General features: G+C 71.7%; 12 protein-coding genes. 2 read left to right on the top strand and 10 right to left on the bottom strand.

All coding sequences use genetic code 11. From position 1 onward, the window contains the following. Positions 1-313: 313 nt before the first annotated feature. The 8 genes from J7E86_RS26220 to J7E86_RS26185 form a co-directional block, all read right to left on the bottom strand. A complete protein-coding gene (locus J7E86_RS26220; protein WP_215084895.1) occupies positions 314-1,138 on the bottom strand; it encodes a tyrosinase family protein in 825 nt (274 codons plus the stop codon). A 49-nt stretch (positions 1,139-1,187) separates the two neighbouring features. Beyond that, on the bottom strand, positions 1,188-1,592 hold the full coding sequence (locus J7E86_RS26215) for a tyrosinase cofactor (protein ID WP_215084893.1): 405 nt from the start codon (positions 1,590-1,592) through the stop codon (positions 1,188-1,190). Between the two features lie 416 nt (positions 1,593-2,008). Continuing rightward, complete coding sequence (locus tag J7E86_RS26210) at positions 2,009-2,995, bottom strand: BadF/BadG/BcrA/BcrD ATPase family protein (protein WP_215084892.1); 987 nt, start codon at positions 2,993-2,995, stop codon at positions 2,009-2,011. Further along, positions 2,986-4,224: a 6-phospho-beta-glucosidase gene (locus J7E86_RS26205; protein ID WP_215084901.1), complete on the bottom strand. Its 1,239-nt coding sequence runs from the start codon at positions 4,222-4,224 to the stop codon at positions 2,986-2,988. The genes J7E86_RS26210 and J7E86_RS26205 overlap by 10 nt, the downstream gene beginning before the upstream one ends. A gap of 11 nt (positions 4,225-4,235) precedes the next feature. Then, the gene (locus J7E86_RS26200) at positions 4,236-5,075 is read right to left on the bottom strand and encodes a carbohydrate ABC transporter permease (RefSeq protein ID WP_251019700.1); all 840 of its coding nucleotides are present in this window, start codon (positions 5,073-5,075) and stop codon (positions 4,236-4,238) included. Next, positions 5,072-6,022, bottom strand: a complete 951-nt coding sequence (locus tag J7E86_RS26195; RefSeq protein ID WP_215084888.1) for a carbohydrate ABC transporter permease — start codon at positions 6,020-6,022, stop codon at positions 5,072-5,074. Before J7E86_RS26195 ends, J7E86_RS26200 begins: the two co-directional genes overlap by 4 nt. 12 nt (positions 6,023-6,034) lie before the next feature. Further along, positions 6,035-7,351: an ABC transporter substrate-binding protein gene (locus tag J7E86_RS26190; RefSeq protein WP_215084899.1), complete on the bottom strand. Its 1,317-nt coding sequence runs from the start codon at positions 7,349-7,351 to the stop codon at positions 6,035-6,037. Positions 7,352-7,623: 272 nt separating this feature from the next. Continuing rightward, on the bottom strand, positions 7,624-8,820 hold the full coding sequence (locus tag J7E86_RS26185; RefSeq protein WP_251019696.1) for an ROK family transcriptional regulator: 1,197 nt from the start codon (positions 8,818-8,820) through the stop codon (positions 7,624-7,626). 228 nt (positions 8,821-9,048) lie between these two features. Here J7E86_RS26185 and J7E86_RS26180 point away from each other — a divergent pair, with 228 nt between their 5' ends. Next, positions 9,049-9,570 carry an FBP domain-containing protein gene (locus J7E86_RS26180; RefSeq protein WP_215084886.1) on the top strand — a complete coding sequence of 174 codons (522 nt, stop codon included), beginning with the start codon at positions 9,049-9,051 and terminating at the stop codon, positions 9,568-9,570. An 18-nt stretch (positions 9,571-9,588) separates the two neighbouring features. Here J7E86_RS26180 and J7E86_RS26175 read toward each other — a convergent pair whose 3' ends face one another. Continuing rightward, positions 9,589-10,671, bottom strand: a complete 1,083-nt coding sequence (locus J7E86_RS26175) for a mechanosensitive ion channel family protein (protein ID WP_215084884.1) — start codon at positions 10,669-10,671, stop codon at positions 9,589-9,591. Positions 10,672-10,930: 259 nt separating this feature from the next. On the opposite strand from J7E86_RS26175, the gene J7E86_RS26170 reads away from it, so the two are divergent. Then, positions 10,931-11,467 carry an HNH endonuclease gene (locus J7E86_RS26170; protein WP_215084882.1) on the top strand — a complete coding sequence of 179 codons (537 nt, stop codon included), beginning with the start codon at positions 10,931-10,933 and terminating at the stop codon, positions 11,465-11,467. Between the two features lie 75 nt (positions 11,468-11,542). Here J7E86_RS26170 and J7E86_RS26165 read toward each other — a convergent pair. After that, the coding region (locus J7E86_RS26165) for a discoidin domain-containing protein (RefSeq protein ID WP_215084880.1) at positions 11,543-12,548 on the bottom strand (1,006 nt) is incomplete at its 5' end.

The following is a 12,548-nucleotide window of genomic DNA, read 5'->3' as shown; positions in this document are numbered from 1 at the left end:
GCCTCGCGCCACGCGGCGGGCCGGGCGGGCGCGGGCGGCGGCGCGGTGGCGCCGGCCGGCTGCGGATGTGACACGAGACCTCCCCCTTGGTCGCGATGGGCGGCCCGTCTCCCGGTGCGGCGGGGTAACAGGCGCCCGGCCAGAAGTATGGCCGGAGGGACTGACAAACACACCGGTATCGAGGCGATCTTGTTCGGATCGCGATCTTCACCGGGGCTCGCGCGGCCTCCGTACCCCACCACGTGCGGCGCGTCGGTTCGGTTCCCGGGCCGCGTGGGCCCGGGGTTCCGGGGAGGGAGAGGGAGGGGGGCCGTCAGCGGTCGTAGGTGTAGAACTTCGTGTGGTCCAGCATGTCCGCCGGGGTGACGTTGTTCCAGGGCCGCATGGTGTCGTTGAGGTCCACGACGTTGGTGGTGCCGGCGGCCGGCAGGTAGGGCGACGTCGGGTGCATGCGCCGCCAGTCGGCCCACAGCTTGTCTATGAAGCAGTGGTGCATCCAGAAGACGGGGTCGTTGGGGGAGACGCCGGTGGACATCTGGCCGCCGACCCACACGTGGACGCTGTTGTGGATCCGGCCCTGCCCGCGCCAGCCCTCCAGGTTGTTGCGGAAGCCGTCCGAGGCGCTGTTCCAGGGGGCCATGTCGTAGGTGGTCATGGCCAGCACGGCGTCCACCTGGGCGCGCGTGGGCAGCTGGGCGCCGCCGGCGGCGAGCTCGCGCTGGAGATAGGGCCGGCTGTCGACATTGACGTTGATGTTCCACTTGCCCGTGGAGTACGCGAACGGGCCGGTGGTCACCTGGGAGTCGCGGCTGCGGCCGGTGCCGCCGAGGAAGTCGGCGCCCCAGAGGGAGGAGGTCGCGCTGCGGTCGGCGGTCCAGTCCCAGTAGGGCAGGGTGACCGAGGCGTCGACCTTCTGGAGCTCCTGCTCGAACTGGATCAGGAAGCGGCGGTGCCAGGGCAGGAACGACGGCGAGCGGTGGCCGACGCGGTCGCCGCTGTCGCTGTCGCTCATGATGAACTCGTTGTGCGTGCGGACGAATCCGTCGTAGACGCCGGAGCGCTTGAGCTCCAGCAGGGCGTTGACGAGGTTGCGCTTCTCGGTGGCGGTCAGGGTCGCCTGGTTCTTGCGCACTGCCATGGTGAGTCGGGTCCTTTCGGGTGGGGTTCGGTGGAAGGGCAGTGGCGGGTCAGACCGCGATCGGCACCAGCGTGGCGCCGCGGAGCTTGTCGACGGCGGCGCGGGCCACGGCGCGCGGAGTGGCGAAGGGCTCGTAGTGGTTCACCACGCTGATCCAGGTGCCGTCGGCGTTCTGCATCACGTGGAGCTCCTGGCCGTCGATGAGGACGGAGAAGCCGCCACCGTGGTGGGCGCCGTGGCTGCCGGCCTCGGCGGGCCTGCCGACGATGCGGCGGCCCTGGTAGACCTCGTCGAACGCCTCGGGACCGCCGTGGCCGCCGTGGCCGGAGTGGTCGGTGGCGGCCGTCGAGGCGGCGCGGCCGGCGGCCAGCGCGGACGGCGCGGCCAGCGCCGCCCCGGCGATGGCCACGGCGGTTCCTCTGAGCACGAGACGTCGGGTGACGTTGGACGACATGGGTCATTCCCCCTCGGATGGGACGCGGAATTGGTCGGTCGCAAGCGGGAGTTGTCACGAATGCACCGCAAATCACTGTTGATGGCGGTTGCCTGTTGTATTTCGTGATCAATCCGTGCGGAGCCGGATGCTTCCATGCCCATGAGGGGGTAAAGAAATGGTTGGCCGCTTTACGGACATTCGGTGCATGAATGGTCAACCACTGCCAGAGGAGAAATTTCTGGCGCATGACCTTGCTGACAGGTTGTCAGGAAAATTTGCGGCCGGAGGCGGTCGTTCCGGTGGAATTTGCGGAAGATGACCCTCCGCGGTGACGTCTCTCACGATGTGAACATGACGTGAAGAGTGCGCTCATACTGCGGAATCCGGTCATGGAACGCAGATTCCGCAGTAAGTCCGCAACAAAGGCGACACATCTACGCGTAATGCGCGCGCAGCCGGTCGTACGCGACCGTCGGTGCTCCCGCGCGGTCCAGGGCCAGCAGCGCCGCGCCGAGCACCGGCCGCGCCGTGACGAGCAGCGGCACGGCGCGCGGCGCGCACGCGGCCAGCAGCTCGACGATCCGGTCGTGGAGCAGCCGGTGCCGGGCCGCCAGGACACCGCCGCCCAGGATCACGGGCACGCGCGCGTCCAGCAGCTCCAGACCGGTCAGGGCCACGCGCGCCATGGTGACGATCTCCTCCGCCTGCCGGGCGACGATCGCCCGTGCGACGGGATCGCCGCCGGCGGCCACCGCGAACAGCACCGGCGTCACCTCGTGCCGCCGGGTGCGCTCCACCGTCCCCAGGTGCAGCGCCTCGATCAGGTCGGGCATGCCGGACAGCCCGAAGTGCGCGGGGATCGCGCGGGCCAGCTTGCTGGGCCCGCCCCGGCCGTCGGCGGCGCGCGCCGCCCACCACAGGGCCTCCTCCGCCAGGAAGCCGCCGCCGCCCCAGTCGCCCGAGATCCGCCCGATCGCGGGGAAGCGGGCCGTCCGGCCCTCCGGGCCCAGCCCGGCGCAGTTGATGCCCGCGCCGCACACCACGGCCACGCCCGCCGGCTCGCCGTCGTCGGGAAGCCCCGCCCGCAGCAGGGCGAAGGTGTCGTTGGCGACCGTGACCGTGCGCCCCCAGCCGCGCGCGTCGATCTCCGCCGTCAGCCGCTCCACCTCGACCGGCAGGTCGGCGTTGGCCAGGCACGCCTGCACGTGCCGCACCCGCAGCGGGCCCGGCAGTCCGGCCCGCGCCGCCGCCTCGGCGATGACCGGCGACAGGCCCGCCACCGCCCGCCCGGCGCCGGCCCCCTGCGGGTCGAAGCCACCGCCGCGCGCCTCGCCGAGCACCGTGCCGTCGTGCCCCACCAGTGCCACATCGGTCTTGCTGTTGCCCGCGTCGATCGCGAGCAGTACGCCGCTCACACCCACGCGAGGTGCTCCCTGTTGTGCGCGATCAGCTCGTCGGTGAGCCGGTCGGCGTAGGCGGTCTGGCCGATCAGCGGATGTGCCAGCAGCGCCTGGAAGACCCGTTCGCGCCCGCCCTTGAGCGCCGCCTCCAGCGCCAGGTGCTCGTACGCCGTGACGTTCGCGACCAGCCCGGCGAACAGCGGCTCCAGCGGCCGTACGGGCAGCGGTCGCGCACCGCGCGCGTCCACCGCGGCCGGCACTTCGATCACGGCGTCGTCCGGGAGGAACGGCAGCGTGCCGTTGTTGAGGGCGTTGACGACCTGGACGTCGCCGGTGTCGCCCAGCAGCGAGGCGGTCAGCGCGACCGCCGCCTCCGAGTAGAACGCGCCGCCCCGCTCGCCGAGCAGCGCGGGCTTCTCCGCCAGTTCCGGGTCGCCGTACATCGCCAGCAGCCGCCGCTCCATCCCGGCCACCTCGGCGGCCCGCGAGGGCTTGGTCCGCAGCTCCCGCACGACCTCGTCGTGCTGGTAGAAGTACCGCAGGTAGTACGAGGGCACCACGCCGAGCCGGTCCAGCAGGGCGCGCGGCATCCGCAGGTCCTCGGCGACGGCCGCGCCGTGCTCGGCCAGCAGCTCCGGCAGCACGTCCCGGCCGCCGACCGTCACCGACCGCTCCCACGTCAGGTGGTTGAGCCCCACGTGTTCGAGCGCGACCGCCTCCGGCGCCACGCCCAGCAGCCGGGCGAACTTCCGCTGGAAGCCGATGGCGACGTTGCACAGCCCGACGGCCCGGTGCCCGGCCGTCAGCAGCGCGCGGGTCACGATCCCGACCGGATTGGTGAAGTCCACGATCCAGGCGCCGGGATTGCGCCGGCGGACGCGCTCGGCGATGTCCAGCACCACCGGCACCGTGCGCAGCGCCTTGGCGAGGCCGCCGGCGCCCGTCGTCTCCTGCCCGACGCAGCCGCACTCCAGCGGCCACGTCTCGTCCTGCTCGCGGGCCGCCTGCCCGCCCACGCGCAGCTGGATCAGCACGGCGTCCGCGCCGTCGACGCCGGCGTCCAGGTCGGCGGTCCAGGTGATCCGGCCGGGGTGGCCCTGCCGGGCGAAGATCCGCCGGGCGAGCCCGCCGACCAGCTCCAGCCGGTCGGCGGCGGGGTCGACGAGGACCAGCTCCTCCAGCGGCAGCGTCTCGCGCAGCCGGGCGAATCCGTCGATGAGTTCGGGGGTGTAGGTGGACCCGCCACCCACTACTGCGAGCTTCAACCCTTGACTCCTGTCAGTGTGACGCCTTCGACGAAGGCCTTCTGTGCGAAGAAGAAGACGGCGATGACCGGCGCCATGACCAGCAGCGTGGCGGCCATCGTGAGATTCCAGTTGACGTTGTGGGCGCTCTTGAAGGATTCGAGTCCGTACGACAGCGTCCACGCGCCCGGATTCTGCGCCGCGTAGATCTGCGGCCCGAAGTAGTCGTTCCAGCAGTAGAAGAACTGGAAGAGCGCGATCGCCGCGATGCCCGGCTTGGCCATCGGCACCACGATCCGTAGCAGCGTGCGCAGTTCCCCGCAGCCGTCGACCTTCGCCGACTCCAGGTACTCACCGGGTATGGTCAGCAGGAACTGCCGCAGCAGGAATATCGAGTACGCGTCCCCGAACGCCATCGGGATGATGAGCGGCCAGAGCGAGCCCGACAGGTGCAGTTGCTGCGCCCACACCAGGTACATCGGGATGACGATCACCTGGGGCGGCAGCATCATCGTGGCGATGACGAGCATCATCGCCGGCCGGCGGCCGCGGAAGCGGAATTTGGCGAGCGCGTAGGCGACCGGGATCGCGGAGCACACGGTGAAGAGGGTGCCCAGTCCGGCGTAGAGCAGGGAGTTCTTCCACCAGTCGAGGAAGCCGGGGGTGCGGAAGACCTCCGCGTAGTTGGACCAGTGCCATGCGTCCGGCCACAGTTCGCCGCTCATCGCCTGCTCGTCGCTCATGACGGAGGTGAGGAGGACGAAGACGAAGGGCAGGACGAAGAAGAGCGCGGCGGCGACGGCCACGGTGTGGACGGCTATCCAGTGCAGGGCGCGGCGGCGGGTCGGCACGGTCAGTCCTCCGCGGTGAGCAGGCCGGACCGCTTGCGCATCAGCAGTGAGGTCGCGGCCAGGGCGATGGCGAAGAGCACGAGCGAGAGCACGCACGCGGCGCCGGTGTTGAAACTCTGGAATCCCAGCGAATAGACCAGCTGCGGCACGGTGAGCGTGGAGTGGTCGGGATAGCCGGGCTGGATGACCGTGCCGGGGCCGACGTTGACGCCCGAGGCGAGTTTTCCGGCGACCAGGGCCTGGGTGTAGTACTGCATGGTCTGCACGACGCCGGTCACGACCGCGAACATCACGATCGGTGTGATCGCCGGCCAGGTGACGTAACGGAATTTCGCGAAGGCGCCCGCACCGTCGAGCTCCGCCGCCTCGTACTGCTCCTTGGGCACGTCCAGCAGGGCGGCCATGAAGATGACCATCAGGTCGCCGATGCCCCACAGCGAGAGCAGCACCAGCGACGGCTTGGCCCAGGCCGCGTCGTTGAACCAGTTCGGCGCGGAGACGCCGACGGCCGACAGGGCCTCGTTGACCGGGCCCGTACCGGGGTTGAGCAGGAAGACGAAGGCGACGGTGGCGGCCACCGGAGGGGCCAGGTAGGGCAGGTAGAAGGCGGTGCGGAAGAAGCCGGCGCCCGTCTTGATCCGGGTGACGAGCAGACCGATGCCGAGCCCGAACACGACGCGCAGGGCGACCATCACCACCACCAGCCACAGCGTGTTCCACAGCGCGGGCCCGAAGAGCGGCATCCGGTCGAGCACATAGGTCCAGTTCCGCAGGCCGACGAAGGTCGGGGCCTGGATCTGGTTGTAGTGCATGAAGGAGAAATAGACGGTGGCGAGGAGCGGATAGCCGAAGAAGACGGTGAAGCCGACCAGCCAGGGGGAGAGGAAACCGAGGGTGCGCAATCGCTCCCGGGTGTGTTTGCGGCGTAGTTCGCGGGCCAGGGGAATCGCCATGGCGGGGCTCCGTCAGTCGCGGGACTGGAGATTGTCGTCATCTATCTGCCGGTCGAGGGCGCGCAGGCCCTTGTCGAGGTCGTGGACCCTTCCCGCCTCCACGTCATAGCTGAAGTCCTGGAGCGCGACGATGTACTGCCCGCCGTTGACGGACGGTGGCATGCCGACGCTGTGCCGGTTCTGTGCGATGTCGATGAAGGTGCGGAACGCGGGGTCGGCGTCCAGCTTCGGGGAGGCGAGCGCGGCCTTGGTCGAGGGCACGTTGTGGATCGCGTTCGCGAAGGCGACCACCTGATCGGTGTCGGTGGTCAGGAATTTCAGCAATTCCCAGGCCGCGTTCTGGTGCTTGCTGCTGTGGGCGATCCCGGCGACCGTGCCGGTGAGATAGCCGCGCCCGTACGTATCGGCCTGGTCGTCGGGCACCGGCATGGGGGCCGTGCCCCACCGGAACGGCGCCTTGGTGTCGTCGAGCATCAGCCCGCGCCATGAGCCGTCCAGGTGCATGGCGACCTTTCCGGTGAGGAAGGCGTTCTGCGAGGACATCTCGTCGCCGAACGTGGTGCGGAAGGTCTCCAGCGGCCCGTAACCGCCCAGGGCCGAGATGAGATCGCGCTGGACGGTGAGGAACTCCTTGGCGGCACCCCCTTCGGCGAGCCGCGCCTTGCCCTTCTCGTCGAAATACCGCGGCCCCCACTGGGCGAAGAGCCGGTCCGGGCTGTTCTGGTAGAAGCGGAAGTCGGGCATGTAGCCCAGCTGTCTGTACGAGCCGCCCGCCCGCTCGGTGAGCTTGACCGCGTCCCGCTTGAATTCCGACATGGTGCGCGGGGGCCGAGTGATGCCCGCCCGCTCGAAGGCGTCCTTGTTGTAGTACATGCCGTAGGCGTCCGCGAGCAGCGGCAGGGCGCACTGCTTTCCCTCGTACCGGGTGTAGTCCAGCAGCGTCGCGGGGAAGGTGCGCTCCTTGTCCACGCCGGTCTTCCTGAGGAAGGGGTCGAGGTCGACCCACATGCCGGAGGAGCAGTACTGCCCGACGTTGTTGGTGGTGAAGGACGAGACCACATCGGGCGCGTCGCTCCCGCCCGCCCGTAGCGCCTGGTTGACGGTGGCGTCGGTGACGTTGCCGGTGGACTTCACTCGGATGTTGGGGTGCAGCTTCTCGAAGCGGGCGATCGAGGCGTTCACCGCCGCGAGCTCCTTCTTCTCCGACCAGCCGTGCCAGAACTTCAGGGTGACGGGCGCGGCCGGGTCGTCGTCGGCGCTTCCCGTGCCGGGGTTGGCGCAGCCGGCGAGAGCGGAGAGGAGCAGGCCCGCGCCGGCGAGCAGGGGCATGAGCACGGCCGGAGTGCGGCGGCCTGGCGTTCGAGGCATGGCGGGACGTCCTTCGCGGCGAGGCGGGCGGGGAACGTTCGGGAGCGCGGGGTGCTCTGGGCGGTGTCCGGCGGATCTTCGGCTGCGGGCCGGCTTTGCCGCGTGGCCGCCTGCGGCGGGGCGGGCCGTCTTTGCCGCCTGCGGCGGCGGGCGCCCTTGAGGACACCGCCGCGCAGCGGTGGTGCGCATGACACGGCCCGCAGTGCCCGCTCACATGATCCGCCGGACACGGCCTAGGTGGTGTCGAAGACGGTGTTCCGGGCGTCGGTGAGCGCGGTCCGCAGCGCGCCGATCATGATCGGTGAGCCGTCGACGGCGCTGAGCCGCAACTGCGGGCGGGGCAGGGCCAGCCCGGTCAGTTCGGCCTCGACGGCGGCGCGCAGCCGCTCGCCGCCGGCCTGGCAGACCTCGCCGGAGAGGACGACCAGCTCCGGGTCGACCACGGCGACGACGGCGGCGAGCCCCGTGGCGAGCCGCCGGCCCAGTTCGGCGAGGACGGCGTCGCCCGCGCCGGGCGTGGCGGCCGCGAGGGCCAGCGCCTCGGTGGCGGTGTCCGCGCGGAGGCCGTGGGCGCGCGCGAGATCGACGACGGCGGGGGAGCCGACGAGCATCTGGAAGCCGCCGCCGCCGTCGGGCCCGGTGGTGGCGTCCGGTCCGCCGCGCGCGAGCGGCGCGCCGGGCAGCGGCATGTAGCCGATCTCGCCCGCGCCGCCGGTGGCGCCGCGCAGCAGGGTGCCGCCGAGCACGATGGCGGCGCCGACGCCCTCGTCGGCCCACAGGAGCACGAAGTCGGCGGCGTCCCGCGCCGCGCCCTGGTGCCGCTCGGCGATCGCGGCGAGGTTGACGTCGTTCTCGATGACGACGGGGGTGCCGGTCACCTCGGCGAGCTCGGCGCGCAGGGTGCGGGAGTGCCAGCCCGGCAGGTGCGGCGCGTACCGCAGCGTCCCGGTGTGCGGGTCGAGGGCGCCGGGCGTGCCGATGACGGTGCGGTGCAGGTCGCCGGGGCCGAGCCCGGCGGCGTCGAGCGCGCCGCCGACGGCGTGGGCGACCAGCTCGGCGGTCCGTCCCCGCACGGACTCGGCCGTGGCCTCCGCCTCGACGCGGTGCTCGCCGACGATCCGGCCGGTGATGTCCGCGACGGCCGCGGTGATGCTCTCGGGGTCCACGGCGAGCGCGGCGACGTGGGCGGTGCCCGGATTCACCTCGTACAGCCGCGCGCTGGGGCCGGGGCGGCCGGTGACGCTGCCGGTCGTCCGGACCAGGCCGGCGCTCTCCAGCCGGGCCAGCAGCTGGGAGGCGGTGGGTTTGGACAGCCCGGTCAGCTCGCCGAGGCGGGTGCGGGTGAGGGGGCCGTGCGCGATGAGGAGGTCGAGCGCCGCGCGGTCGTTCATGGCCCGCAGTACGCGGGGGGTGCCCGGGGTCCCGGCCATGGGTGGCTCCCTCTCTCGGCGAGGTCGGAGGCGAGTCTGTGGGGAGAAACGAGTCTGTTAAGAAAGTTTCCTATTGATGATCAGGACCGTAAGGGCAGGTCAACGTCGCGTCAATGCCTCTGCCGGTGGTTCCGTCAAAGCGTTACCCCGCAGGGGTGGCGGGACGACGCCGATCCGCCCCGAAAACTCACGCGACGCCCCGTCCGTCCCGGTGTTAGCTTTCGGCTCATGGAACCACTCGGCGACAAAGACATACGCGCGTCTTTCGTGAACTGCTCGAAGGGCGAGGCGAGCAGGATCTCCCTGCCCCGGGGACTGGCCGAACTCCCCTGGGCGGACCTCGACTTCCTGGGCTGGCGGGACCCGGGCGCCCCCGACCGCGGCTACCTCGTCGCCGAACGCGACGGTGCCCTCGTCGGCGTCACCCTGCGGGTTCCGCAGGGCGGCTCCAGGAGCCTGACCAAGACCACGATGTGCTCGCTCTGCCTGACCGCCCACGGCGGCTCCGGCGTCTCCCTGCTCGCCGCGCGCAAGGTCGGCCCCGCCGGCCGCGACGGCAACACCGTCGGCGCCTACATGTGCGCGGACCTGGCCTGCCCGCTGTACGTGCGCGGCAAGCGGACGCCGGTGCTCGCGATGAAGTACAAGGAGTCGCTGACGCTGGAGGAGCGGCTCGCCCGGATGACGGGGAATCTCCAGGAGTTCCTGGACCGGGTGTTCCGGACGGAGAGCGCCGCGGCCGCGCGCTGACGCTCCCCGCCCGTCACGTCACTTGCCGAGCGTGGCGCCCGGCGTGAGCTGCGGCGCCGGGATGGGCGTCGTGGCCTGGGACTGCGGGGAGGTGGGGTTCGCCAGCGCGGACGGGGCGGCGACCGACGCCGACGGGTCGGGCGCGGCCTCCGTCTCCAGGTCCGCGTCCTGCGGGCGGCCGACGACGCGGATGCCCTCCGCGTCCAGCGCCCGCTTGATCCGCCAGCGCAGCTCCCGCTCCACACCGAGCGCCTGGCCCGGCATGGTCTTCGCCGACACCCGGATGATCACCGAGTCGAGGTAGACCGCGTCGAGGCCGAGCACCTCGACCGGCTCCCACAGCCGCTCGGTCCACGGGTCGGACTTCTGCATCTCCTCGCCCGTGCGGGTGATGACCTGGCGCACGCGGTCCAGGTCCTCGTCCGAGCGGACCTGGATGTCGACACCCGCCGTGGCCCAGCCCTGGCTGAGGTTGCCGATGCGCTTGACCTCGCCGTTGCGTACGTACCAGATGGCGCCGTTGGCACCGCGCAGCTTGGTGACGCGCAGCCCGACCTCGATGACCGTGCCGGTGGCGACCCCGGCGTCGATCTCGTCACCGACGCCGTACTGGTCCTCCAGGATCATGAAGACGCCGGACAGGAAGTCCGTGACCAGATTGCGGGCGCCGAAACCGATGGCCACACCCGCCACACCGGCGCTGGCGAGCAGCGGCGCGAGGTTGATCTTCAGTACGGACAGCACGGTCAGCGCCGCCGTTCCCATGATCAGGAACGAGGTGATGCTGCGCAGCACCGAGCCGATGGCCTCCGAGCGCTGCCGGCGCCGCTCGGCGTTGACGAGCAGCCCGCCGAGCGCCGTGCCGTCGACGGCCTGGGCCGTGCGGTTCATCCGCGCTATGAGCTTGGTGATCGCCCGGCGGATCAGCGACCGCATGACGATCGCGATCACCAGGATCAGGATCATGCGCAGGCCGTTGCTGAGCCAGATGGACCAGTTCTCCTCCACCCAGCCCGCGGCGTCGTTCGCCGTGCGTTGGGCCTCGTCGAGCGAGGCGGGACGAGGAGTCTCGTCTGCGGCGGAAGCAGCGGACCAGAACACAGCGGGAACCCTCCGTATCGGACACGCCCGGCCGCGAGGGGCGGCGCGGACAGGCTCACCACACTAACGGGGCAGCGAAGATCCTCCGTTGCTCTGTTCGAGATGGGACCGGTACTGAGCGGGGGATGAACACGGTGTGTTCCAAAACACCCGTGGCCCGTTACCTGGTGATGGTGGCGCTCCGACCAGGGGCCGGGGGACACTTGCAGGAGATCGTCCCGGCGCGAGCCACGCGCCGCCGGCGTACAAGGAGGCACCCGTGCCGCATGTCCTGGTCCTCAATGCGTCGTACGAGCCGCTCGGCGTCGTACCGCTCCGACGCGCGCTCATACTCGTCCTCAATGACAAGGCCGTCAGCCTCGAGGACTCCGGCGCCTTCATGCACAGCGCGACCTGCACCATCCCCGCACCGAGCGTCGTCCGTCTGAAGCGTTTCGTGCGGGTCCCCTTTCGGGGCCCCGTTCCGCTCACCCGCCGCGCTCTCTTCGCCCGCGACGGCGGGCGATGCGCGTACTGCGGTGGCGTCGCAACCAGCGTCGATCACGTCGTCCCGCGCAGTCGCGGCGGCCAGCACGCCTGGGAGAACGTGGTGGCCGCGTGCCGCCGCTGCAACCACGTCAAGGCCGACCGGCACGTCGCCGAGCTGGGATGGAGGCTGCGGCACCAGCCGGCGCCACCCTCCGGGCTGGCGTGGCGCATCATCGGCACGGGCCATAGGGATCCGCGCTGGCTGCCTTACCTCGAGGCATTCGGCGCGGAGGACGCGATGGCCCGGATCGACGGCATTTCCGCCTAGTCGACCGGGCCATCGTCGTCCGCGGGTGCGCCCGGTGACGTGCGCAGGCGGTGGTGGCCCGGTCTCCGGGTGGTCTCAGCGCTTCGCGGTGCCCGCTTCCCGGACGGCGTACGCCTCCACCGACCACAGCGAGTAGCCGAACTCCGTCGCCCGCTTCTCGCCCTGCACCCGTACGAACCGGGCGTCCGGCGCGTCCATCCGCACGGTCTCCACACCGCCCTTGCCCTTGGCCACGACCGCCGCGTCCCGCCACGTCCGGCCGTCCGGCGAGACCTGGACGCGGTAGCGGGTGGGGTGGGCGTCCTGCCAGCGCAGCACCAGGGCGCCGAGGCGGGCCGGGCGCGCCAGCTCCAGCTGCCACCAGGCGTCGTCGGCCGGCCGCGAGGACCAGCGCGTGGCGGGGTCGCCGTCGACGGCCGCCGAGGCCGGGAAGCGGGCCCCCTCGTCGCCCGAGGAGCTCGCCCGCGCCCCGCGTGCCAGGTCCGGGCCGCCGGCCGGCGGGTACGCCCGTACGGTCAGCGTCCGCTCCTGGCCGCCGAGCCGGACCGGGACGGTGACGGTCCGGGCCGCGGCCCCGGCGGGCACCGACAGCTCGATACGGGCCGTGGCCACACCGCCCCGGGCCACCGCGACCTCGGCGGGCGCCCTGACGGTCACGCCCTCCGGCGCCCGCACCGTGAGCTTCTCGCGGACCGTCTCCGGACGCCGGTTGATCATCCGGGCCTCCACGGCGGCGGGCCCACCGCCGATCTCCGCGTCCACCGTGCCGCGCGTCAGTTCGAAATCGGCCGTCGGGGTGTCGGCGAACCACGGCGTGACCTCATGGACGGCCGGCGGCTCACCGCCGCTCCACACCAGCCGCAGCGCGTCCGCCCGCAACCCCTTGCCCGGCGTCTGCGTCCAGCCGCTGCCCGACAGGGTGCCCAGCGGCTGCCAGCCCTTCACCGGATCGTGCGCCTCCACCGTGCCGCGCGTCCCCGCGGCGGGCGCGGCCAGCACGGTGACCGCCGTCAGCGGCCGCGCCCCGGCCAGCCGCACGGTCAGCGGCCCCTGGGGCGACGGCGCGAGGGAGGTGGCGGGG

This window comes from Streptomyces sp. ISL-11 (genome assembly GCF_018614525.1).
Lineage (GTDB): Bacteria > Actinomycetota > Actinomycetes > Streptomycetales > Streptomycetaceae > Streptomyces.
The sequence above is the reverse complement of the archived record's forward strand: the minus strand, read 5'-3'. Positions and strand labels throughout refer to the sequence as shown.

Excerpts from the sequence above, each read along its gene's own strand:
- J7E86_RS26220 (WP_215084895.1), bottom strand. The coding sequence starts at position 1,138 with ATGGCAGTGCGCAAGAACCAGGCGACCCTGACCGCCACCGAGAAGCGC.
- J7E86_RS26215 (WP_215084893.1), bottom strand. The coding sequence starts at position 1,592 with ATGTCGTCCAACGTCACCCGACGTCTCGTGCTCAGAGGAACCGCCGTG.
- J7E86_RS26195 (WP_215084888.1), bottom strand. The coding sequence starts at position 6,022 with ATGGCGATTCCCCTGGCCCGCGAACTACGCCGCAAACACACCCGGGAG.
- J7E86_RS26190 (WP_215084899.1), bottom strand. The coding sequence starts at position 7,351 with ATGCCCCTGCTCGCCGGCGCGGGCCTGCTCCTCTCCGCTCTCGCCGGC.
- J7E86_RS26185 (WP_251019696.1), bottom strand. The coding sequence starts at position 8,820 with ATGGCCGGGACCCCGGGCACCCCCCGCGTACTGCGGGCCATGAACGAC.
- J7E86_RS26180 (WP_215084886.1), top strand. The coding sequence starts at position 9,049 with ATGGAACCACTCGGCGACAAAGACATACGCGCGTCTTTCGTGAACTGC.